Origin of the sequence: Saccharopolyspora hattusasensis, from assembly GCF_050972075.1 — a bacterium.
Taxonomy (GTDB): Bacteria; Actinomycetota; Actinomycetes; order Mycobacteriales; family Pseudonocardiaceae; genus Saccharopolyspora; species Saccharopolyspora hattusasensis.
In genome coordinates this window covers 1-21,726 of record NZ_JBPCDC010000002.1, presented here as the reverse complement: position 1 = coordinate 21,726, position 21,726 = coordinate 1, and the positions used below count along the sequence as shown (strand labels likewise).

Annotated in this window: 22 protein-coding genes and 2 CRISPR repeat arrays (1 of these 24 only partly in view); of the genes, 14 read left to right on the top strand and 8 right to left on the bottom strand. The window is 67.0% G+C overall.

What is annotated here, in order from left to right; genetic code table 11:
• A CRISPR array of direct repeats spans positions 1-23; the repeat unit is 37 nt; it reaches 1,197 nt to the left of the window's first position.
• 204 nt (positions 24-227) lie between these two features.
• The 11 genes from istA (at position 228) to cas2 (ending at position 12,218) form a co-directional block, all read left to right on the top strand.
• Positions 228-1,733: an IS21 family transposase gene (istA, locus tag ACRXBZ_RS41685; protein WP_433878883.1), complete on the top strand. Its 1,506-nt coding sequence runs from the start codon at positions 228-230 to the stop codon at positions 1,731-1,733.
• Positions 1,734-1,735: 2 nt separating this feature from the next.
• The gene (locus ACRXBZ_RS41680) at positions 1,736-2,020 is read left to right on the top strand and encodes a hypothetical protein (RefSeq protein ID WP_433878884.1); all 285 of its coding nucleotides are present in this window, start codon (positions 1,736-1,738) and stop codon (positions 2,018-2,020) included.
• Positions 2,017-2,790 (top strand): IS21-like element helper ATPase IstB, encoded by a 774-nt coding sequence (gene istB / locus ACRXBZ_RS41675; RefSeq protein WP_433878885.1) that lies wholly within the window; start codon positions 2,017-2,019, stop codon positions 2,788-2,790. The genes ACRXBZ_RS41680 and istB overlap by 4 nt, the downstream gene beginning before the upstream one ends.
• A 134-nt stretch (positions 2,791-2,924) precedes the next feature.
• A CRISPR array of direct repeats spans positions 2,925-4,145; the repeat unit is 37 nt; unit sequence GTTGCGATCCTCGCCAGCCCCGGAGGGCTGGCGCCAC.
• Between the two features lie 211 nt (positions 4,146-4,356).
• Positions 4,357-6,585 carry a CRISPR-associated helicase Cas3' gene (gene cas3 / locus ACRXBZ_RS41670; protein WP_433884203.1) on the top strand — a complete coding sequence of 743 codons (2,229 nt, stop codon included), beginning with the start codon at positions 4,357-4,359 and terminating at the stop codon, positions 6,583-6,585.
• Entirely contained in the window at positions 6,582-6,896 is a 315-nt protein-coding gene (locus tag ACRXBZ_RS41665) for a hypothetical protein (RefSeq protein ID WP_433884202.1), read from the top strand. The genes cas3 and ACRXBZ_RS41665 overlap by 4 nt, the downstream gene beginning before the upstream one ends.
• A gap of 44 nt (positions 6,897-6,940) precedes the next feature.
• Entirely contained in the window at positions 6,941-7,570 is a 630-nt protein-coding gene (gene cas5c / locus ACRXBZ_RS41660) for a type I-C CRISPR-associated protein Cas5c (protein WP_433884201.1), read from the top strand.
• Positions 7,570-9,330: a type I-C CRISPR-associated protein Cas8c/Csd1 gene (cas8c, locus tag ACRXBZ_RS41655; RefSeq protein ID WP_433884200.1), complete on the top strand. Its 1,761-nt coding sequence runs from the start codon at positions 7,570-7,572 to the stop codon at positions 9,328-9,330. The genes cas5c and cas8c overlap by 1 nt, the downstream gene beginning before the upstream one ends.
• A 55-nt stretch (positions 9,331-9,385) precedes the next feature.
• A complete protein-coding gene (gene cas7c, locus ACRXBZ_RS41650; protein ID WP_433884199.1) occupies positions 9,386-10,276 on the top strand; it encodes a type I-C CRISPR-associated protein Cas7/Csd2 in 891 nt (296 codons plus the stop codon).
• 8 nt (positions 10,277-10,284) lie between these two features.
• Entirely contained in the window at positions 10,285-10,917 is a 633-nt protein-coding gene (cas4, locus tag ACRXBZ_RS41645; protein WP_433884198.1) for a CRISPR-associated protein Cas4, read from the top strand.
• The gene (gene cas1c, locus ACRXBZ_RS41640) at positions 10,910-11,926 is read left to right on the top strand and encodes a type I-C CRISPR-associated endonuclease Cas1c (RefSeq protein WP_433884197.1); all 1,017 of its coding nucleotides are present in this window, start codon (positions 10,910-10,912) and stop codon (positions 11,924-11,926) included. The genes cas4 and cas1c overlap by 8 nt, the downstream gene beginning before the upstream one ends.
• 1 nt (position 11,927) lies before the next feature.
• Positions 11,928-12,218, top strand: a complete 291-nt coding sequence (gene cas2 / locus ACRXBZ_RS41635) for a CRISPR-associated endonuclease Cas2 (protein ID WP_433884196.1) — start codon at positions 11,928-11,930, stop codon at positions 12,216-12,218.
• A 128-nt stretch (positions 12,219-12,346) separates the two neighbouring features.
• Here the strand turns inward: cas2 and ACRXBZ_RS41630 are convergent, their stop codons facing one another.
• The 6 genes from ACRXBZ_RS41630 to ACRXBZ_RS41605 form a co-directional block, all read right to left on the bottom strand.
• On the bottom strand, positions 12,347-13,324 hold the full coding sequence (locus ACRXBZ_RS41630) for a Gfo/Idh/MocA family protein (RefSeq protein ID WP_433884195.1): 978 nt from the start codon (positions 13,322-13,324) through the stop codon (positions 12,347-12,349).
• Complete coding sequence (locus ACRXBZ_RS41625) at positions 13,321-14,430, bottom strand: DegT/DnrJ/EryC1/StrS family aminotransferase (RefSeq protein ID WP_433884194.1); 1,110 nt, start codon at positions 14,428-14,430, stop codon at positions 13,321-13,323. Before ACRXBZ_RS41625 ends, ACRXBZ_RS41630 begins: the two co-directional genes overlap by 4 nt.
• Positions 14,431-14,493: 63 nt before the next feature.
• Entirely contained in the window at positions 14,494-15,006 is a 513-nt protein-coding gene (locus ACRXBZ_RS41620) for an NUDIX domain-containing protein (RefSeq protein WP_433884193.1), read from the bottom strand.
• A 51-nt stretch (positions 15,007-15,057) separates the two neighbouring features.
• A complete protein-coding gene (locus tag ACRXBZ_RS41615) occupies positions 15,058-15,642 on the bottom strand; it encodes an acyltransferase (RefSeq protein ID WP_433884192.1) in 585 nt (194 codons plus the stop codon).
• Positions 15,639-15,896, bottom strand: a complete 258-nt coding sequence (locus ACRXBZ_RS41610; RefSeq protein WP_433884191.1) for an acyl carrier protein — start codon at positions 15,894-15,896, stop codon at positions 15,639-15,641. The genes ACRXBZ_RS41615 and ACRXBZ_RS41610 overlap by 4 nt, the downstream gene beginning before the upstream one ends.
• A complete protein-coding gene (locus tag ACRXBZ_RS41605; RefSeq protein ID WP_433884190.1) occupies positions 15,893-17,338 on the bottom strand; it encodes an NAD(P)/FAD-dependent oxidoreductase in 1,446 nt (481 codons plus the stop codon). Before ACRXBZ_RS41605 ends, ACRXBZ_RS41610 begins: the two co-directional genes overlap by 4 nt.
• Positions 17,339-17,554: 216 nt before the next feature.
• Here ACRXBZ_RS41605 and ACRXBZ_RS41600 point away from each other — a divergent pair, with 216 nt between their 5' ends.
• Positions 17,555-18,919: an NsdA family TPR-like regulatory protein gene (locus tag ACRXBZ_RS41600; protein ID WP_433884189.1), complete on the top strand. Its 1,365-nt coding sequence runs from the start codon at positions 17,555-17,557 to the stop codon at positions 18,917-18,919.
• Positions 18,920-19,205: 286 nt separating this feature from the next.
• Here ACRXBZ_RS41600 and ACRXBZ_RS41595 read toward each other — a convergent pair whose 3' ends face one another.
• Positions 19,206-19,673: a hypothetical protein gene (locus tag ACRXBZ_RS41595; RefSeq protein WP_433884188.1), complete on the bottom strand. Its 468-nt coding sequence runs from the start codon at positions 19,671-19,673 to the stop codon at positions 19,206-19,208.
• Positions 19,674-19,809: 136 nt separating this feature from the next.
• Positions 19,810-19,989, bottom strand: coding sequence for a hypothetical protein (locus tag ACRXBZ_RS41590; RefSeq protein WP_433884187.1), 180 nt, complete (start codon positions 19,987-19,989; stop codon positions 19,810-19,812).
• Between the two features lie 188 nt (positions 19,990-20,177).
• Between ACRXBZ_RS41590 and ACRXBZ_RS41585 the strand changes: the two genes are divergently transcribed.
• The gene (locus ACRXBZ_RS41585; RefSeq protein ID WP_433884186.1) at positions 20,178-20,495 is read left to right on the top strand and encodes a helix-turn-helix domain-containing protein; all 318 of its coding nucleotides are present in this window, start codon (positions 20,178-20,180) and stop codon (positions 20,493-20,495) included.
• A gap of 353 nt (positions 20,496-20,848) precedes the next feature.
• Positions 20,849-21,229: a hypothetical protein gene (locus ACRXBZ_RS41580; RefSeq protein WP_433884185.1), complete on the top strand. Its 381-nt coding sequence runs from the start codon at positions 20,849-20,851 to the stop codon at positions 21,227-21,229.
• The last annotated feature ends 497 nt before the right edge of the window (positions 21,230-21,726 follow it).

Sequence of the window (21,726 nt, the reverse complement as noted above, 5' to 3'; positions counted from 1 at the left end):
CAGCCCCGGAGGGCTGGCGCCACGTGCCCATGTGTCGGCGGCCACGAGAAACTGCCCAGTGACGGCCATTTAACTGCCCGCTGGCGGTCATGAAACCTGCTCGTTGGCGGTCACGAGATCTGCCCATGTCTTGTTGATTTACCCGCGCGCCTTCGGGGTGTGGGGTCCCTCCTCGGGTGTGCTCGCCCTCGTCTGTGTTGTTCGAGCACGTTCCCGAGGAGGGATGCGTGAAGTCTGACGAGGAGATCATGGAGATCTTGGAAGCGTATGACTTGACCGGCTCGTGTCGCGCTGCGGCGGAGTTGGCGGGGTGTTCGCATCACACGGTCGCGCAGTATGTGGCGGCGCGTGAGGAGGGCCGGTTGACGCCGGGTCGGGCGCAGCCGCGGCCGATGCTGATCGATGCGTTCCTGCCGAAGATCGAGGAGTGGGTCGAGCGGTCGAAGGGCAAAGTTCGCGCCGATGTGGTGCATGAGCGGTTGCTGCCGCTGGGCTATGCGGGCTCGGAGCGCACCACCCGTCGGGCGGTGGAGCGGGTGAAACGGTCCTGGCGGGCTGGTCACCGGCGGGTGCACCGGCCGTGGGTCCCGGAACCGGGTATGTGGTTTCAGTATGACTACGGCACCGGCCCACTCGTGGCTGGGACGGCGACGCAGCTGTTTTGCGCGTGGCTGGCGTGGTGCCGGTTCCGGGTGGTGCTGCCGCTGCTGGACAAGACGCTGCCGTCGGTGATGGCCGCGATCGACCAGGCCCTACGGGCGTTCGGTGGTTGTCCGACCTACGCCCTGACCGACAACGAGAAGACCGTCACCGTGGAGCATGTGGCCGGGATCGCGGTGCGCAACCAGCAGATACTGGAGTTCGGCAAGCATTACGGGCTGACCTTCGCGACGTGTGTGCCAGCTGACCCGGCCAGCAAGGGCGGCAGCGAGAACGCGGTCAAGATCGCCAAAGCCGATCTGGTGCCCACCGACGCGAACCTGCTGCCCGCCTACGGCAGCTTCGCCGAACTCGAAGAGGCCTGCCGGGTGTTTTGCGAGCAGGTCAACACCCGTCCGCACCGCATCACGCGGCGTGCGCCGGCCGAGATGCTGGCCGAGGAACAACAGCGGCTGCACCCGTTGCCGGAACACCCGTACACGGCGGCGTTCGGGGTGACCCGCACCGTGCCGACCAACACCCCGATGATCGCGTTCGACACCTGCCAGTACTCGGTGCCACACGAGTTGCTCGGCGAGACGGTGTGGGTGCGGCCCCATGGCGATCAGGTGGTGATCGTGCACGTCAGGGTGGACGGCCCGGTCGAGGTCGCCCGCCACGTCCGCACCACCCCCGGCAACCCACAAGTGGTGGACGAGCATTTCCCGCCGCAGCCGGAGGGTCCGCTACACCGTAGGCCACGCGCAAGGACGGTCGCGGAGGCGGAATTCCTCGCGCTGGGTGAGGGTGCCGGGTTGTGGCTGGTTGAGGCCGCCGCAGCGGGCGCGCATCGGATGCGGGTCAAGATGGCCGAGGCGGTCGATCTGGCCGCGCTGCACGGCCGGGCCGCCGTGGACTGGGCGCTGGGGCATGCGGCCACCGCGGGCCGGTTCGGGCACGGTGACTTGGCCGCCATCCTCACCCACGGCGTCACCGCGGCCGGTGACGCAGGCGTGCAGCGGGCCGGTGAGGGCAACAGCCTGGCCCAGGGCACCGCCGGGTGGGCCGGGCTCGGCGAGCAGGGGGTGAACTGACCATGCGCACCGTCAACTCCCCGTCGAAGATCGCCCAGATCATGCGCAGTCGCGACGGCGCCGCCGACCCTGACCAGCTCGTCGGCGTCGCCGCCGGGGAACTGTTCGAGTGGCACTGGCTGCTGGCTGAGCTGGCCGACTGGCTCGACCACTCCGACCCGGCGACCCGCGCGGACTTCGACCGGTTCTTCGGCGGGTTCCGTGCCCCGGAGAAGGTGACGCTGTTCCTGGCGATGATCAGCGAACGCATCGGCAACCTGCTCGACGGTGATCGGGGACAACCATGACCGCCCCCACCGCGCCGCCGCTGGATTCGGAGCTGGAACGGCTACTCAAGCGGATGCGGCTGCCCTACATCCGCAAAGCCGCGCCGGAGGTGCTGGCCACCGCCAAGGCACAACGCTGGGACCCGACCGAGGTGCTCAAAGCGCTGCTGGCCGAGGAGGTCGCTGGTCGGGACCGGTCCTCGCTGGCCACCCGCCGCGCTCGGGCCGGGTTCCCCACCGGCAAGACGTTCGACGCCTGGGATGAGAAGCTATCGTCGATCCCGGCACCCACCCAACAGGCGCTGCGCACCCTGGAATGGGTGCACCGGCGGGAGAACCTCGTGGTCTGCGGCCCCTCGGGCACCGGCAAGACTTTCCTGCTCGAAGCGCTCGGCCAGCAGGCCGTCGAGACAGGGCTGAACGTCGCCTGGTTCACCCTGGAATCGCTCGGGGTGCTGGTGCGGCGGCACCGCGCCGATGACACCGTCACCAAGGCCATCGGCCGCATCCTGCGCGCCGACATCGTCATGGTCGACGACATCGGGCTGCTCCCGGTCGGCGCGGACGCTGCCGAAGGGCTCTACCGGTTGGTGGATGCCGCCTACGAGAAGCGGGCCGTCGCGGTCTCATCAAATTTGCACCCGGCCGGCTTCGACGAGCTCATGCCCAAAACGCTGGCCACCGCCACCGTCGACCGGCTGCTCCACCACGCCCACGTCTGCCAGACCAACGGCGACAGCGTCCGGCTCTCCCAAGCCATGAACGGACAAGGGGTGATCGCGTTGAACTAGCCAGCCCGGGCACATCTGGTGGCCACGAGCGGGCAGATCTCGTGGCCACCACCGGGCAGCTTTCGTGACCGTCTATGGGCAGATCCTCATGTCCCTTGACACCCATGCGTGGTGGCTATTAGAAGACGAGTGAAGTTGCGATCCTCGCCAGCCCCGGAGGGCTGGCGCCACGAGACCGGAGTGACGTAGGTGTCTAGGTCGACCCGGTTGCGATCCTCGCCAGCCCCGGAGGGCTGGCGCCACCGTCGACGTAGGGGGATCGGGTGAGGACGTGTCCGCGTTGCGATCCTCGCCAGCCCCGGAAGGCTGGCGCCACACCTGATCCACTATCTTCCGGCAGGCGGCGACGTCGTTGCGATCCTCGCCAGCCCCGGAGGGCTGGCGCCACTTCTGCCCGGGGGGACCAGCCGTATCCGGGGGATACCTGTTGCGATCCTCGCCAGCCCCGGAGGGCTGGCGCCACTCGCGGCAATCTTGAGCGCAGTGCCTTTGCCTTCGGATGTTGCGATCCTCGCCAGCCCCGGAGGGCTGGCGCCACCTGCACCCAATGCGACGGCACGGGTCGTACTGCATGGGTTGCGATCCTCGCCAGCCCCGGAGGGCTGGCGCCACCCGCGGTGGATGAGCGCGGTTTCGGGGGCGACGATGTTGTTGCGATCCTCGCCAGCCCCGGAGGGCTGGCGCCACAGCTTCGTGCCCCGAAATCATCACAGCCCAGCACCGTTGCGATCCTCGCCAGCCCCGGAGGGCTGGCGCCACTGGAGGTGACTGATGGCTGGAATCGCACCGACCTCGTGTTGCGATCCTCGCCAGCCCCGGAGGGCTGGCGCCACTGGAGGTGACTGATGGCTGGAATCGCACCGACCTCGTGTTGCGATCCTCGCCAGCCCCGGAGGGCTGGCGCCACGTCTGCCTACGACCTCCGCAACGCCGTCAATGACGAATGGTTGCGATCCTCGCCAGCCCCGGAGGGCTGGCGCCACACGGGCAACAAGAGCATTGTGGGACAGATCGACAACGTTGCGATCCTCGCCAGCCCCGGAGGGCTGGCGCCACCTGTCATGCTGGGGTCCCTCTCGGTTCGATGTGGCCGGGGTTGCGATCCTCGCCAGCCCCGGAGGGCTGGCGCCACGCGCCACCGGCGTCGCGCTTGCTCAACCGCCGCGACACGACGGTGTTGCGATCCTCGCCAGCCCCGGAGGGCTGGCGCCACGCTCCACGACTGGACCGGCGTCCAGGACACCAAGGTTGCGATCCTCGCCAGCCCCGGAGGGCTGGCGCCACGGATCGGGTCGCCCAAGCCATAGACCAGGTCGGAGTTGCGATCCTCGCCAGCCCCGGAGGGCTGGCGCCACCCTGTTGGAGCAGGGTTTTTCGTTTGGGACAGCTTAGGGTGTGATCGGTTTGTGACCGACATGCCGGTGGTTTGGTTCGGGACGTCGTGGTGTGTCGGGTAACGCTTGGGGTTCTGAACCTCTGGTTTGACGGGTGACCGGTTACTCGTAGTGGTGTGTCGGTGGCGTTGGGTACGGTCCCGGCGACCGCAGCCACAACGTTGTTTCTGGGGTGTTCAGATTGTGGGCTCATAGCCGGAATGGTGATGATCAGCGTCATTTGTTGTCGGATCACGCTCGTTCGACTGCGGCTTTGGCACGGCGTTTCGCGGCTGAGTCCGGGGCAGCGGAGCTAGGGTTCGCTCTGGGGTTGTTCCATGACGCGGGCAAGGCGAGTTCGTGTTGGCAGGCAGGCTTGCTTCGGGCAGAGCGCACTGATGCTGCGGTGGGGGTTCCTCATAAGGAGTTCGGCGCTCAGTGGCTGGCGGACGTGGCGGGTGTGGCGTCGTTGGCGATCCTCGGGCATCACGGTGGGCTGACCTCGAGGTCAGCCTTGTGGCCGCTGATCGCGACAGGTGAAGGCCTGGAAGATGAGGTTCAGCAGGCCTTTCTGCGTGAGGTACCCGAAGCGGCAGACATCCTTGCCCAGCCTCGTGGTGGGCTGGTTCCTGAGGAGTGGATGCAGGAAAGGCTGACGGCTGAGCTGGGGGTACGGCTGGCTTTTTCGGCGTTGGTCGATGCGGATCACCTGGACACCGCTGCGCATTTCGACGGCCGGGATGGGCCGTGGGTTCGTGCGGATGCGGATATGGCGGGGTTGCTTGCGCGGTTTGAGCAGCGGCGGCGGCGCATGCTGGATGGCCGTTCGGACGGTGGTTGGATTGACGGTGTCCGCGAGCAGGTGTATCAGACGGCGATCGGGCATGCCTCGGGGAAAACGGGTGTGTACCGGATGCCGGCACCGACTGGGGTGGGTAAGACGCTGAGCGCGGCGGGTTTCGGGCTGCACCACGCCGCTGTGCACGGCAAGCGGCGCGTGATCGTCGCGGTGCCGTTCATCACGGTTACCGAGCAGAACGCCCAGGTATACCGGGACATGCTTGGGGCTGAGAATGTTCTGGAGCACCACTCGGCGGTCACCCCGCCTGCGTCGGGCGCGGAAGGGCGTCGGTGGAGGGCGGCGGCGGAGAACTGGGACAGCCCGTTCGTGGTCACGACGACGGTGCAGTTGTTCGATTCGTTGTTCGGGCGCAAGCCGTCGCAGATGCGCAAGGTACATCGCTTGGCCAACGCGGTGGTGATTCTGGATGAGGTGCAGGCATTGCCGCTGCGGGTGCTGGTGCCGATTCTGGACGCCTTGCGGGTGCTCTCGGAGCAGTTCGGGACGACGGTGCTGCTGACTTCGGCGACGCAGCCGTCGTTTGAGCACTTGCGGGTGTGGGAGGACCTCGACATGACCGAGGTCGTTGATGATCCGATCACGCTGTTTCAACGGATGCGGCGGGTTGAGTACGAGTGGTGGCTGGATCCGCAACCGACGTTGGGTGAGGTCGCGGCGGCTGCTGCCGAGCATGAGCAGGTTCTGGTCGTGGTGAACACGATCGCGGATGCGCGAGCCGTCTATCAGCAGTGGGAGGCGCAGACCCCGGAGATCACGTGGCATTTGTCGACGCGCATGTGTGCGGCGCACCGTCGCGCGGTGCTGGCCGAGGTCCGCGCTCGGTTGAAGGAGGGGCGTGCTGTTCGGCTGGTGTCGACCCAGCTCATCGAAGCGGGCGTGGATGTGGACTTCCCGGCGGTGTACCGGGCGTTGGCGCCGGCGGAGAGCCTGCAGCAGGCAGCCGGCCGGGCCAACCGGGAAGGCCGCCGTCCGGGAATGGGCAAGGTAGTGGTCTTCGACGCCTGTGATATGTCCACGCCGCCCGCCGGCTACCGCATCGGAATCGGGGCGACGCGTACCCATTTTGGGCCGCGTCGGGGTGGGGGTGTGGTGGATCCGGATGACTTGCCGACGTTGTCGGCGTACTACCGCACGCTCTACCAGCGCTCCAACACCGACAACGGTGAACGTGCGATGGAGATCCAGCGCAACCGGGAGAAGTTCGACTTCGAGGCCGTCACGGACGGCCCGGTGCGCTCCTACGACGGCGGTCTGGCCCGTCGGGAGCGGTCGTTGGCGTTCCGGATGCTGGATGACGACACTGTCCCCGTCGTGGCCACCGGCTACGACCCGTGGGCCGAGGAGATCCTCGAGCAGTTGCGGTCGCATCCTGAGGAAGCCGGGCGGCTGATCCGGGAATTGCAGCCGTTTGTGGTCTCGCTGCCACAACGTCTGTTTGACGACCCTGCTGTGGAGGACCTGTGTCCGCAGGTCGTCGGTGATCTCCGCGAGTGGCGAGGGGACTACCACCACGCGTACGGCATCGACACCTCCACGTTGGTCAAGGAGGAGGTGTGGTGAGCGGCGACTCCCGCTGGTCGCTCCGGGCCGCACCAAGCGAGCGGCTTGATCGCGCGGCGCGCCGTGGGGACGCCCAGCAAGGTGTGGCGCCCCGCGCGATTCACGTCCCAATCGACGACATGATTGCGATCCTCACCAGGGATTTCTGGTGCAGCGGCCACGGTAACCCACGACTCATAGCCAGCCATGCGGCACCACAAGACCACGCACACAAACAAAACTTTATGGAATGCGCCGGTTTCTCGTTGTGTGCGCGGTTGTCGGCACGGGATTGGTTGTCCGCGAACGTGATGGATCAGGAGGTGTGGTGACAAGCGATAGCGATCTGCCGGTTTCTGCCAGTGGAGCTCCACCGGTGAGTGTTCAGGTGTGGGGTGAGGGGGCGCTGTTCACGCGTCCGGAGTTGAAGGTGGAACGAGTTACGTATCCGGTGATGACTCCGACAGCGGCGATCGGGGTGTTAGAGGCGATCTTCTGGAAGCCGGAGTTTTCGTGGCGCCCGGTGGCCATCGACGTCCTCAAGCCGGTTCACCAGTTCACCCAGCGCCGTAACGAGACCACCGATCTTGCCTCGGTGGAGGACGCTGCGTTGCGCGGTCGGACGGTGGACACGGCCGCGGCGGGGAATCGGACGCAGCGGAATTCGGTGTGTCTGCGGGATGTCGCCTACCGGATCTATGCGCACGTCGAGCTGCGTGATCACGCGACGAAACCGGAAGCGGCCTATCGGGATCAGTTCCGCCGCCGGGTGGAGCGCGGTCAGTGCTTCCACCAGCCGTATCTGGGGACCCGTGAGTTCAGCGCGTTTTTCGGACCGGTGGACGAGGTGCCACGGCAGCCGCTGAATGATGATCTCGGCATCATGCTTCACGGCGTGCACCGCCGCGGCGGTTCGGTGTCGTATACGTGGTTCACCGCCCGCCTTGATAGTGGCCGGATGCACATCCCCCGTGCGGGTATCGCCGCCGAGAGCATGGGGGCCTGATGCTCCTGCAGCGTTTGGTCGAGTACGCGCGAACGCAGTGCGTCAGCAAGCCGTTCCATAAGGAACGCGAGTTCACCTGGCGTCTGGAGTTGTCCAGCACCGGCGCGGCGCCCGACCTGGTCGATCTCCGCGAGCCGAATGATCGCGGCAAGATCAGCGGCCAGCGATGGCTGACACCATCGGTCACCCGGACTGGTGGCGTTGCCCCGCACCTGGGCGCCGACGATGTCCAATATGTTCTCGGCTGGGGCGATGAGACGACGAAACCGGAGCGTGTCGACAAGTGCCACGCCGAGTTCGTGGCCCTGATCGACCTCTGGGCGCAATCCGGCCACGACCCCGCGGTGGGTGTCGTTCGGGACTTCTACACCGCCGGCGGCCCGCAGACCCTACGGTGGCCCGTGGACTTCGCGGCGAAGCAGGGCGTACTCATCGCCGTGGACGGCAAGCCGGTCATCGAGCACGAGTCACTGATCCGGTTCTGGACCGACGAGGTCGCGCGACGCAAAGGCAGCGGCACAACCGGGATATGCCTAGTGTGCGGGCAGGACGCGGTCCTGGTCGAGACCGTGCCAGGCAACATCTCGGAACGGCTGGTGCCAGGCGCGGCGAACAATGCGGCCTTGGTCAGCGTCAACAAGCGCGTGTTCGGCTACGGACTGAGCACCGGGCTGGCCAACACCCCGATCTGCTTCGGCTGCGGCGACGCCATGAACACCGCACTGACCGACCTGTTGTCCGGGCCGCACGTGATCGGCCTGCAGCAACAGGACAGCGCCATGACCTGGTGGGCCCTGGGCGCCCCCACCGATGACTTCTTCCTGGTCATGCCCGACCAGGCCGACCCAGACGCGGTAGCGCGCCTGCTCTCGCGACTGCACAGCGGAACACTCGCCGAAGCCTCCAGAATGGTGCCGGCGGTCTCCGGTGACCGGTTCTGCTCGGTGACCCTCGGCGGCAATTCCTCACGGATCATGATCCGGGACTGGGTCGACATGCCCCTGCAGCATGTCATGGTCAACCTCGCCCGTTGGTACGACGATCATCGCGTCCACACCTTGTGGGACGACGAACCGGTGTCCTACTCGTTGCGGGCCCTGGTGCTGGCCACTGGCCGTTGGGAGCCCGGTCGTAACCGCTACAGCGACCTCGGCTCGACCTCAGCTCGTCGCCCCGAGCACATCGCACGGGATTTGATCCGCACCAGCGTGCGCAAGGCACCGCTGCCACCGTCGGTTCTCCAGCACGTGCTGCATCGCATCAGCAACGACGGCCGTATCGACGGGCCCCGAGCCGCGTTGCTGCGGCTGGCCCTGCGCCGCCACCCCACCAAGGAGATCCCCATGCCCGCCGGACTGGATGAGACCAGCGAAGACCCCGCCTACGTGGCGGGGCGCGTGTTCGCCCAGTACGAGAAAATCCAATACGCAGCCAACAACGATAGAACCAACGATGGCGACAACCACACGATCAACGCCACCTTCACCGACCGGCACTTCTCCGGCGCGATCAGCAACCCCCACCCGGCGTTGATGGCAGGAAGCAAGCTGCTGAATGCCTGGCTGGCCAAGATCCGCCGCAGGCCCAGCGGTGGCGGACTCGCACATGTCCTCGCCGGGGAACTGGACCAGCTCCTCCACAAAACCCAGGTGATCCCGAACCGCCTGCGCCCGGACGAGCAAGCCCGGTTCGTGCTCGGCTACCACCACCAACGCGCCCACGACGCTGCACAGCGCCGCGCGCACCAAGCCGGCAAATAGCCATCACCCCCGCTGCATCACCACATCCGCTGACGAACGTGGAAGGAAAACCCGCATGACTACCGAGACACACCTCGACCCCGCCGTCCGGCACGACATGGTGTTCCTGTTCGACGTCGCCGACGGCAACCCCAACGGCGACCCCGACTTCAGCAACCGGCCCCGCATGGACGAGGAATCCGGCCACGGCCTGGTCACAGACGTCGCCATCAAACGCAAGATCCGCAACACCCTGCCCCTGGCAGCCAATGACCCCGACCGCTACAGCATCTTCGTCGAAGCCGGACACGCCCTCAACACCCGCCTGGCCGAGACGATGACCGTGAACAACATCGACACCAAGAAAAAGCGCTTGACCGACGAGGAGCTGCACACCGCACGCTCCTGGCTGACCCACCGCTACGCCGACATCCGCCTGTTCGGCGCGGTCCTCAACACCGGTGACACCAAAGCACTCGGCCAGATCTACGGTCCGCTACAGGTCACCAACGCCCGCAGCATCAGCCCCGTCGTGCCGCAGCACCACACCATCACCCGCATCACGCAAACCACCCAAGCCGACATCGACAAAGGTGAACGCACCGAAATGGGCGGCAAATGGACCGTGCCGTATGCCCTCTACAAAGCGGAGATCTACTACTCCGCCTCCCGCGGCACCCAAACCGGCGTCGACACCCGTGACTTCGAACTGCTCTACCGCAGCTTGGAGATGATGTTCGACCACGACCGCTCCGCCACCCGCGGCACCATGACCGCCCGCGGACTCTATGTCTTCAGCCACGACAACGCCTTCGGCAACGCCCCCGCGCACAAACTGACCGAGCGCGTCCGCGTCGCCCGCACCGGCGACACAGCCGAACCCCCGCGCAACTTCCCCGACTACACGGTATCGGTCGACGACGACGCGCTGCCCAACGGCGTGACGATCACGAAACTCATCGCCTAACCACCGTGATGATCGACGACCAGCCTGCCGAACGACCCTGGACCAGTGTGCCGATCTCGGCAATCGAACACTTCGGATACTGCCGGCGGCAGGCTGCTCTCATCCACCTAGACCGCTACTTCACCGACAACGCCGACACCCAGCGCGGCCACCTCGCCCACGAAGTCGTTGACCGCAGCGGCCCCAGCACCTCCCGTGACGGGACCCGCTGCTGGCACGCCCTGCCCATCGCCGACGCGGAACTCGGCGTGCACGGCGTCTGCGATGTCGTCGAATTCCACCCCAACGGGCCCGTTCCCATCGAGCACAAATCCGGCAGCTACCGCCCCGGCAGCGCCACGGACCTGCAAATCGCCGCACAAGTGTTGTGCCTGCGGACGATGTTCACCGCCGAAGTCCCCATCGGTGTCGTATTCGCGGGAAAACACCGCCGACGCTATGAAGTCGTGGTCGACGAGACACTCGCGGACCGCCTCCGCGCGGTGATCCAGGAACTGCGCGAGGTACTGCAAGCCGGGGTGCTACCGCCGCCGGTCCACGACTCCCGATGCGACCGCTGCTCACTGCAGGAGGGATGCATGCCCGACGCCCACGTGAACTCGGTGTTCACCCCACGACCGCTGGGACACTGGGATGACTGAACTGTTGCGCACACTGTTCATCACGACACCAGGCACGAGCCTGCACCTGGAAGGAGACACAGTCCGGATCTACCACCCGGACAAGCCAGGCCGCCATATCCTGCCACTGCTGCGGATCGAGCACATCGTGGTATGGAACGGCGTCGATGTCAGCGACGATCTGATCATGCGCTGCGCCGGCGACGCACGTGGCATCACCTGGATGACCCGAAATGGGCGCTTCCTCGCACGTGTTACCGGCGCTCAAACGGGAAACCCCTTGCTGCGGCTGGAACAAACCAGAGCCTACGACGCCACGGAACGCCGACTTGGCATCGCACGCTGCGTCGTCGCAGGGAAGCTTCAGAACTATCGGCAGCTCCTACTGCGTGCCGCCCGCGACACCGATCAAGCCCGCCGCGACGAGATCCGAAACGTCGCCGAGCAACACGCCGCAGCGCTCACGGCCGTGGCTGAGGCTTCTTCGATCACCGAACTCCTCGGCATCGAGGGCAATGCGGCACGCAGCTATTTCCAGGCCTTGCCGATGCTCACTCCCTATGCGGCGAAGGGCCGTACCCGGCGACCCCCTCGGGACGCCTTCAACTGCTTTCTCTCCTTCGGCTACGGCATGCTGCGCACCGCGGCGACCGGTGCTCTCGAACACGTCGGCCTCGACCCCTACATCGGTTACCTCCACGGCGTCCGCCCCGGCAAACCCTCACTCGCGCTGGACCTCATGGAAGAACTCCGGCCCCTGTTGGTTGACCGCCTCGTACTTACCCTGTTCAACCGCAAACAGATCACGCACGCTCACACAATCACCGACCCCGCCAGCGGCGTTAGCCTCACCGACGATGGACGAAAGTTTTTCCTCACCCAGTGGTCCGACGCACGAGAACGGACCTGGAAGCATCCCGAGCTCGGACGTGACATCCCCGCCGCACTACTGCCTCTTATCCAAGCCCGTCTGCTGGCCCGACACCTCCGCGGTGACCGGCCACTGTATACACCTTGGGTGGCTGGCTGACATGGAACTCCTCGTCACCTATGACGTCGACACCACAACCCCGATCGGACGTCGCCGCCTGCGTCGAGTCGCGAAAATCTGTGAAGCCTACGGAATCCGCGTGCAAAAATCAGTCTTCGAAATCGTCTGCACCGACGCCGATTGGCTCGTCATGCGACACCGACTGCTGGAGATCATCGCGCACGAACACGACAGCATTCGCGTCTACAGCCTGCAACGAGGCGACTTCGCCAAGGCAGAACACCTAGGACACTCACCACCGGCCGCGCACGACGAGCCCCTGATCTACTGACCACCCCACCGACCGCTTCGGAACCCGAAGCGTCCCCGAACACACAGAGATGGTACGCACCCTACCTTGGCCGCACCCCAATGATCACCTCGGCGTGTGTCTCGACCAAACCAAAACCGGTAGGGACCTCAGGCGATTGCGTTCAGCTGTGTGTGATCGGTGGCAAGAGCGACGGCGGCGCCGGTACGTGCGGCCTCTAGCGCCGCGTGGGTGGCCCGTACTGTGGCGAGGCCGTCGAAGAGCGACACGTCGGCCGGGCCTCGTCCTTGAACGACATCACGGAATCGCTCGTGTTCGGTGCGCAGCGGCTCCGTGTTCGGGAGCGGGTACCGGGCGATCTCATTGCCGCGCTGATACCGCAGTTCGCGGGTGAGGGTGTCGGCGATCAGGCTGCCGTGTTCGCCGGTGACGATGGTGGTGCGGTGCGGGACCGGGCACAGCCAGCTGGTGGCGTGGTAGGTGATGGTGCCGTCGTCGAGGACGCCGATCACGGCGGCAAGATCCTCCCGTGGGTGTCCCGGGCCGCGTCGGCCAGTTAGGGCTTTGAGGGATCGGTAGTGCTGTCTGGTGATCCAGGCCGTGGTGTCGAAGTCGTGGGTGGCTAGGTCGGTGAGGATTCCGGTGTCGGTGCCCTGCGCCGGATACGGCCCGCTGCGGCGGGTGTCGACGTGGGTGATGCGCCCGAGAAGCCCGTCTATGATCCGGGCGCGTAGCGCGATGAGCGCGGGATTGCACCGTTCCACGTAGCCGACCGCCGCGGCCACACCGGCGGATTCGAATGCGGCGACCAGTCGTCGGGCACCAGGAACGTCCGGGGCCAGCGGTTTTTCGACCAGGGTAGGGATCTTGGCAGCGGCGAGCGCGAGACCGAGCGGTTCGTGCAGCCTTGTGGGGACGGCCAGTACGGCGTAGTCGACCCCGTGCTTCACCAGCTGGTCAAGATCGGCCAGGACGGGGACATCGGGGGCGGCGCTGTGCTGGTCACCGGCGGGGTCGACGGCTGCGACCAGCCGCACACCGTCCAGCCGGCGAAGAACGTGCGCATGACGGCGGCCCATGTGGCCGAGCCCGACCACCGCCACCCGCAGAACCGAGGTCGTGGTCATAACGGGCTCCCGGCGGATATGGCATCCCTGACTGCATCGGCCACCCGATGCAGGTCCGTATCGGTCAGGGATGGGTGGACGGGAAGACACAGCACCTGATCAGCGGCGGTATCGGTGTGCGGCAGGTGCGGACGAGCCGAGTCCGCAGGTGAGAAGGCGGGCTGGCGGTGAATCGGCACCCGGTAGTGCACGGCGGCGCCGATGCCCCGGGACCGCAGGCTGGTGATGATGCCGGCACGGAGACCAGCGTCAACCCGGATCGTGTACTGGTGGTAGACGTGCCGCGCCCCTGGCGCGCTCCACGGAATGGTGGTGACCGCGCCGAGCGCGGCGTCCAGAAGGGCGGCGTTGTGGCGGCGTGCGTCGGTGACCGGCGCGAGTTTGCGTAACTGGGCCCGGCCGATGGCGGCCGAGAGATCGGTCATCCGCGCGTTGACACCCACCAGTTCGTGCAGGCCCTGCGCGTTCATGCCCTGGTTGCGCAGCATCCGGATCTTCTCGGCGAGCTGGGCGTCGGCGGTGACGGTCATGCCGCCCTCGACGGCGTGGATGTTTTTGGTGGTGTAGAAGGAGAACGCCGCTGCGGTCCCGAAGGTCCCGGCAGGGTGCCCGTCCAGAGCGGCGCCGTGGGCCTGGGCGGCGTCTTCGACGAGCGCGAGTCCATGGTGCTGGGCGAGGGCACGGAACTGGTCCAGCGCGGCGCACTGGCCGTAGAGGTGGACCGGGATGACTGCCGCGGTGCGTGGGGTGATGGCGGCGGCCACGGCGTGCGGATCGAGGCAGTAGGTCGCCGGGTCGATGTCGGCGAAGACCGGAGCGGCGCCGGTCAGCGCGACCGCGGCGGCGGTGGCGGGGAAGGAGAACGACGGCACGATCACCTCGTCGCCAGCGGTGATCCCCAGGGCGTGCAGGATCAGCCAGAGTGCGGAGGTTCCGGAGCTGACGGCGACGCACTGGCGGCCGTGAACGTGTGCGGAGAACTCGGTTTCCAGCGCGGCGACTTCGCGGCCCTGTGCGAGCTGTCCGGATCGCAGGACGCGGAGTGCCGCGTGGATCTCGGCGGTGCCGATCTCGGGGCGTGCCACGGGAATGAACGCGTCATCCACGGCGGCTTACCGCCGCATCATGCCAGGAGAAGCAGGTCGATCGAAGGAGTCGGAGATCGGGTGTCAGCTGGACTGGCTGTCGTGCTCCCAGCCGTAGTGCAGGTCCAAGGTGGTGCCGGTGTCCAGTGCCCGGGAGCAGGCGTGCACGCGGCGCGCCATGTGGGCGACCAGCAGTTCGTCCCACTCGTCGGGGCCGGTCAGGCGCCATTCGGCGAGTTCGGTGTCGTCGAGCCGGATCTGCCCTGCATCCTGAAGGAGACCGCCGTCGTAGAGAAAGTTCAGCAAGGCCGGTCGTGGCTGTTGTTCCGGGACAGAGTCGACTACGAGCAGACGCCCAAGCGGCTGATCCAGGCCCAGTTCTTCCTTGAGTTCCCGTCGCGCGGTCTGGAGTGGCTGTTCTCCATGATCCGCGCCGCCACCGGGGATCTCCCAGGTGTCGTCCCGGTAGGTGGGCCGGACTAGCACGATCCGGCCGGCGGCGTCGTGCAGGATCACTCCGGCGGCGACCAGCCATTTGGGCCGGGTGGCGAAGTATTCCTCGGGCGGCAACGGCGCGGACGCCGGTGATGTCCTCATGCGCCGGGACCGTACCGGGCAGCCAGGCGTGGTGCTCGACCGGTCGCTGGTTCATCGCGTGTCGCCTCCCGTGATCAGGGTGAGGTCCTCGCAGTCGCGGTGATACGTGTGGGGGCAGTGGGGGCAGTGCAGGTCGGTGTCGAGGGTGTGGCCGCAGACGCAGGTCCAGCCGCATTGCCGGGCCGGGTTTCCCGCGACCAGCGCGTGCGCGGCGACGTCGTGAAACACCACCGAGCCGACAGCGACCATGGCGTAGGAGCCGATGGTCACGCCGGGCGCGATCACCGCGCCGGTGCCGATCGTGGCGCCCCGCCCGATCCTCACCGGGTGCGGCGTCCAGTCCTCTGGCCCGGCGAGTCTGCCCTCCGGGGTGGTCGCGCGGGGCGCGCGGTCTTCCACCATGATCACGCTTGGGCAGATCATCGCCTCGTCGGCGATGACGGCGCCGAAAAGGTTGCTGTAGTTGCCGATCTTGACCCGGTTCCCGATCTGGGTGCCGCGACCGAGGTAGACGCCTTTGCCGAGGACGCAGTCCTCGCCGACGACCGCGCCGGCGGCGACCTGGGCCTGGTGCCAGATCCGGGTGCCCGTGCCTACGCGGCCGCCGGAGTCGATCCATCCGTGCATCACGGTCATTGGGGTGCTCCGTTCGTGACGGTGTCGATCACGTCGGCGATGCTGCGCAGGCCAGGAAGTACCGGGCCGGTGAGGACTACACCGATGGTCTGTTCGATGCGGATCGCGAGTGCGAGCCGGTCCAGGGAATCCAGGCCCAGCTCGGCGAGTGGGGTGGCCTCGGTGATGCCGTCGTGGTGTGGCCGCAGGGTGGTGATGATCTCCAGGACGGTCTGCCGCACGGAGATGCCGTTCGCGGGCGGTGTGGCGGTCATCGCGGTTGCATCCGATCGGCCAGGGCGAGCAGCGACGGGATGACTTCCACGACCGGCGCCGTGTCCCACAAGCAGCGCTGCGCGGTCACGCTGGGGTGCTCGACGTCGCCGTGGATCGCCCGCAATGCGACGGTGATCCACGCGGTCAGTTCCCGGGTGGCCTGCGGGCTCAGCGACCCGCCACGCAGCAGGTGTTCGACCGCGCAAGCGGCGGCGTTGGCCTCCAGCAGGTGCTCGATGCCGGGCTGCGGCATGTCGCGTTGTGCCCGGTAGGGGTGCTCGTCGAGGCTGCCGGGCTCGGTGATCTCCTGGGCAAGCAACGCCGCTAGGTGGGGTGCGAGCAGCACACCGCAGCGGTAGGTCGCGGTGGCCAGCAGCAGATGCGGATGCCCGGTCCGGCCGACCAGAGGCCGGTGGTCGGCGCAGTAGGGGCGCATGCCCACCCGGCTGGAGATCACCTCAGCGGATCCCACCCGCTGGTCCAGGGTTTCGACCGCGTCCCTGGTCAGTGAGGCCAGTTCGTCGACCGTGGCGCGTCGATTCGGGTCGGGGCTCGTGTCCAGCCGGTTGGTGCCGCCGAGGTAAACCTGCCCGCTTGCGCGGGGAACCAGATGAACGCCGCAGGCGAACCCGTCGTTGGGAGTGCGTACAGCTGTCGGGACGCGCACCGCCGGTGCGTCGAGTAGCAGGCTGACACCGCGGCCGGCCAGGATCGCCGGAATCCCCCACGGGCGTCCCTGATCCCACACCAGGCCGGGAATGGCGGTGCCTGCGGCCAGCACGATCTCACCGCCGGTCAGCGACGTGCCATCGGCGCACCGCACGCGCCGCTGATCCGGATCGACCGAGATCACATCCGTCTCATACCAGCATGCGCAGGGATGCCGGGCCACCGTGTCGGACAGCGCCGTCATCAGCAGCGCACTGTCGATACTGGCCTCGGTCGGCAGCCACAACGCCTCGGAGGCCACGGGCGGATCAAGCCCGGGAACCTCACCGCCGGAATACCGCTCGGCCACGTGCCCCGCAGCGTCCGCGGCGGCAGTGATCGCCTCCAGCGACTCGGTGCGGCCTGCCTCCGTAACGACCCAGATACCCGGATTCAGGGTGACGGCGGCGCCATCGGCTGTGGTCAGGCGTTCCAGCCAGGCCGGGTAAGCATCGTGGGCCGCTAGCCGTTCTCTGGTGTCGATAGTGCTGCGTTCGGTGGCGTGATGGGCGTCGATCTCCGAGAACACCGGGAGCATCGCGCCGGCCGCGCGGCTAGCCTGACCGGCGTGCTCGCCCAGACGAGGACCCACGACCGCGACAGTCAGACCGCGATCCAGCAGTGCCCACGCGACCGACAATCCGATCACGCCGGTTCCCGCCACGATCACATCGCAGCAATCGCCGGCCAGGGATGGCGTTGAGAACTGGTGGCTGGTAGCAAGAATCGTCACCGCACGGCCTCCTCGGACTCGGTGCTACCGGGTTCCGGTTTCGGTAGTCCTTGAGACCGTGCACCAGCGGGCCCGCCGGACAAGAGAGGCGGATCCAGCCTGCTTCGCCCGCCTGCGCGCTGACAGGTCCGGCCGGTCGGTTTGACCTGCCAGGGCTCGGCAAGCGGCCCGCATGGCCGCTACTGTGATCACGCAGCAGCGACTGTGGAGGACACGATGAACGTCCTGCCCATCGACCCCCTGCCCGACCCCAGCCTGTGGGAACACCCCGAGATGCGCGCCGTGCTCGCCGAACGCGACATCGGCGCGCTCTACCACCGGTTACGGAAAGTCGGCATCTCGCAACGCCGGATCGCGCAACTCACCGGACAACACCACGCCGATATCACCGAAGTCGCCCGGGGCCGGCAGGTCCAAAGCTACGACGTGCTCGCCCGTATCGCCGACGGGCTCGGCATCCCGCGCGGCTACATGGGCCTGGCCTACACCGACCGCGCGACGAGCGACGTCACCATCCCGCCGTGCTCTCCGACGTTCGAGGGAAACGCCATGCAACGCCGCGATTTTCTTGGTCTCATCTCCAAAATCCTCATGGGCGCCGCACTCACCCCGGCCGAAGTCGCCCTGCTCTCCGGAGACCCCACACCCACCCCGGTTCCCCAGCACGTCGGCGACAGTGACGTCGCCCGGCTGCGCGCGCTGACCAGCGGCCTGCGCGCCTACGACGTCGAGCACGGCGGCGGAGCCTGCCGCGACGCGGTCCTCGCGCAACTGAGCTGGGCCGAATCACTGAAATCCGCCACCTGCTCCGATGCGGTCCGGCCCCGGCTGCTGTCGGCGATCGCGGAACTGAAGACCCTCGCCGGATGGACCTCCCACGACCTGGGGCGAGCCGCCGAGGCCCACCGCTACCTCGGGCAAGCCGTGCAAGACACCCGCGACGCCGACGACCCCGCGCACACCGCGATCGTGCTGCACCACCTCGGCCGCGTACCACTGGACAACGGCCTGCCCGGCGAGGCGATCAAATACTTCCAGCTCGGCCAGATCGCCGCACAAGACTCCGATTCGCTGACCGCGGTGGCGTTCCTGCACGCCAACGAAGCCGTCGCCTACGCCCACCTCGGCGACGCCACGAAGGCGGTCACCGCGCTGCGCCGCGCCGAAGACGAATACGCCCACGCCGATGCCAGCGCCGAGTCTCCGCAATTTCTCCGGTTCTTCGACCGCGCCGCGCTGGAAACCGCCACCTCCCGCGTCTACAGCAAACTCGCCCTCACCGACGACACCACCCGCACCGAAGCCGCCGAACGCCTGCGCAACACCCTGGAATTCCTGCCCCACACCCATGCCCGGCAGCGTGCGTTCAACCTCGCGTGGCTGGCCACCCTGCACCTCGCCGATGGAGACAGCGACACCGGCGCACGGATCGGACACGACGCCCTGACCACCGCACGCGCACTGAACTCCCGCCGCATCCTCGACCACCTCGCACCACTGCATGATCAAACCCGCCGCTACCAGGACACCGGCATCACCCAACTCGGCCACGACATCCGCGCCCTCCGCAGCGGAGCCTGAAGGTTTCCGGGCCGAAGGCGGTCACTTCGGCCGTGCTTCGCGACTGCCCGCGCGCTGACCAGCCGATTTTGGCTGAAAAGCATGACGAACTCCGCGAAGGACTGCGCACCGGCGGGATCGTCGTGATCACCACCGCCGGCGAGTTCGTGCCGTTGCAGGACGGCGCCACTGGCGTCGATTTCGGGGTGCCGGTAAGGATCCTGTCACCAGGTGCAGAGGAGCAGGTGGTTGACTTAGCGCTGGCGGCTCGCTGGGCTCCGATCGTCGACCAGGGAGTTACGGTCGTTCACCGCGCGCGAGCACGTTGCCGATCGACGTCTCGTTTGCTCATGGCGAAGTTGACGTTCGGCCCGTGGGGCTGGCTCATGGGGTATCCGGCCATGATCGCCGCAGCGATCAGCTCACCGTTGGATACGTAGTCGCCGAGCACATTCTCGGCCACGTGCTTGAGCCCGTAGCTGCCCTGTGCGGGAGTCTTGATCGGCGCAACGTGCTGGCGAAGCCACAGGTACACCCGGACCACGTTCGGCAAGGAAGCGGTCAGCTCCGCGCGCCGCTGGGCGAACGCCTGCGCCCGCTCTTCCGCGCTCTGTCCCCGTTTCTGGAAGACCCCGAACCCGAAGTACGTCAGGCGGGGCTGAGCCTCCAGGACAGCGGCGAAAGCCGCTTTGAGCCGAACGGCCTCGGCGTAAGCAACGCCCGTGGCCTCTTGCAGTTCACGCACAGCGCGCTTGTCAACACGTTCCCTGGTCATCGCAACATCCCAGCCGCGAAACGCCACCACGCCCGTCCCGCGCGTCGTCTCGATGACACACCCTGCGGACCATGCTGCGCGATTCAGCGAACCTTGTCCTCGACGTGATCATCGGCGTGGGCGGGGATCACTCGGATCAGGCAGGCGCTTCTGCCCGACCCGAATCGTACCCGCGCTCGCCCGTCTCCTCACCGACGACGGCTGGCTGGAGTACGCCCGCGCCAAAGACGAGCTGAGCCAGAAGCAACGCGACCAGCACCAGCGCGAATGGCACCTGGTCAAGATGCAGATCGAGCGCCGACTCGGGCTCGATCACACCGGCAACGTGATCAATGCCCGCCGCTACGGCGCGTCCTGGCAGGCCATCGGGGACGCCTCGGCATCAGCAAGCAAGCCGCCTACGACCGGTGGGCCGCCTACGACGTCGGCGACCTCGCCGCCAGCAACAAGGGGTGCCGGTAAATCGGGCGGATATGCCACAACTGGCCCCGTATCGTTCCGCCTATGGCCAGCTGGTGGCAGTACGTGCAACGGCACCTCGACAAGCACGGATGGAACCAATCCGACTTGTCTCGACACGCCAAGATCAACCGCTCCATCATCTCCCGATGGAGTGAGGGTTCCGACCCTGAAGTAAAAACCGTTCGCAAGGTCGCTAAGGCGTTCGGGCGTCCGATGCCAGAGGTACTGATCGCCTCAGGGCTCGTTAGCAGGGACGAGTTGAACGTTGGCGATATCGCGGTTTCCCCGCTTGACGAGCTCACCGACGGCGAACTGCTCGCCGGACTCGGCCGCCGAATGAAGGCCTACAGGGGAGATTGAGTACGCCGACACGAAAACGGGCCCCGCACTGTGTTGCGCGGGGCCCGTTTTCGTGTCGAAGCCCAGCTAAACACAGCTAATCGTTGCTTTCTGCGCGCCTGCTACCTGAACGCCGTCAAGGCTTACCGCATACGACAAGATCAAGACATGCCCGAACCCGCACCCGAACCTGTTGCACCGCGCGCTCGCCGACCTACGACGTGCCATGGGCGGACGTCCGCCAGCAACTGCGCCGCTTCAGCGGCCATCACGGCCGCCGGTCGGCATGGTGATCGACCCGTCCCAGACAGGCGAGATCGCCCGCCAGGCACCCGAGGACACGATCCTTACCGGCACCCCGTTACGGTCGCGCGGTGACCACCTCAGCTGACCACATCGGCACGTCAGGAGATCCGCTATGCGCGCTGTTGGCCGCGATTTCGCCGGATGACAGCCTGGCGTTGCTGCCCTCCGCGGTTCGCCGCGCCGCCGAGCTCGCCGAGCACCTGCGTGACGCTGTCCGGCTGCGTTCCGGGTCGACAGATCCGTTCCTGGTCGATCTGGTCGCGGCGATGGACACCGCGGCGGACGTGCATGAGCGTTTCGTCTCGACCTGGTCGGACACCACGGCGCTCAGCGACATCACCCAGGAGATGTTGGAGGCCGACGTGTGCACCCTGACGGGGTGCTGGGCCTCTGTGATCAACGTTGTTGTCGACTACAGAGTGCTTGATCAGGACCAGAGCGGGGCTTGAACCGCTGGCCGTGAACGTGAAGCGGGCCCCCGCACCAACCTTCGGTGCGGGGCCCGCTCGTGTCACCTGCTCCTCTGCACCTGGTGACACGATCCTTACCGGCACCCCATTTCGCCGTGGAGCCAGGTAAAACCCGTACGGCACATACGAGCACACGGCAACCAGCCTGCACCTGCGCTTCGAAGAGCGCGGCGAGGAGCTCGATGCCGCTCGGGCGGCCAACCGCGAACTGATGGCCCAGCTCAACCGGCACTCCGATTCCGCCCACCGGTTCAAGACCGACGTGACGGCCGTCCGCAGGCGGCGTTGACTGGAGGTATGGGTTACGGCGCTAGCTCCGTAAAACGCCCTCGACGCACAAAAGAGCAGGTCGAGGCGTTACGGGCGGAGCTGTTCGCGCTGGTAGAAGCGGCCCAGCCGTGCAGCGTCCGCCACGCGTACTACCTCGGCATTGGACGGTTGTGGGGTAAGGACAGCGGCACTTCGCGCCGGAACTA

Excerpts from the sequence above, each read along its gene's own strand:
- cas7c (WP_433884199.1), top strand. The coding sequence starts at position 9,386 with ATGACTACCGAGACACACCTCGACCCCGCCGTCCGGCACGACATGGTG.
- ACRXBZ_RS41615 (WP_433884192.1), bottom strand. The coding sequence starts at position 15,642 with ATGACCGTGATGCACGGATGGATCGACTCCGGCGGCCGCGTAGGCACG.
- ACRXBZ_RS41610 (WP_433884191.1), bottom strand. The coding sequence starts at position 15,896 with ATGACCGCCACACCGCCCGCGAACGGCATCTCCGTGCGGCAGACCGTC.
- ACRXBZ_RS41600 (WP_433884189.1), top strand. The coding sequence starts at position 17,555 with ATGAACGTCCTGCCCATCGACCCCCTGCCCGACCCCAGCCTGTGGGAA.
- cas8c (WP_433884200.1), top strand. The coding sequence starts at position 7,570 with ATGCTCCTGCAGCGTTTGGTCGAGTACGCGCGAACGCAGTGCGTCAGC.
- istB (WP_433878885.1), top strand. The coding sequence starts at position 2,017 with ATGACCGCCCCCACCGCGCCGCCGCTGGATTCGGAGCTGGAACGGCTA.
- ACRXBZ_RS41630 (WP_433884195.1), bottom strand. The coding sequence starts at position 13,324 with ATGACCACGACCTCGGTTCTGCGGGTGGCGGTGGTCGGGCTCGGCCAC.
- ACRXBZ_RS41595 (WP_433884188.1), bottom strand. The coding sequence starts at position 19,673 with ATGACCAGGGAACGTGTTGACAAGCGCGCTGTGCGTGAACTGCAAGAG.
- cas4 (WP_433884198.1), top strand. The coding sequence starts at position 10,285 with ATGATCGACGACCAGCCTGCCGAACGACCCTGGACCAGTGTGCCGATC.
- ACRXBZ_RS41585 (WP_433884186.1), top strand. The coding sequence starts at position 20,178 with ATGGCCAGCTGGTGGCAGTACGTGCAACGGCACCTCGACAAGCACGGA.
- ACRXBZ_RS41620 (WP_433884193.1), bottom strand. The coding sequence starts at position 15,006 with ATGAGGACATCACCGGCGTCCGCGCCGTTGCCGCCCGAGGAATACTTC.
- ACRXBZ_RS41680 (WP_433878884.1), top strand. The coding sequence starts at position 1,736 with ATGCGCACCGTCAACTCCCCGTCGAAGATCGCCCAGATCATGCGCAGT.
- cas1c (WP_433884197.1), top strand. The coding sequence starts at position 10,910 with ATGACTGAACTGTTGCGCACACTGTTCATCACGACACCAGGCACGAGC.
- cas2 (WP_433884196.1), top strand. The coding sequence starts at position 11,928 with ATGGAACTCCTCGTCACCTATGACGTCGACACCACAACCCCGATCGGA.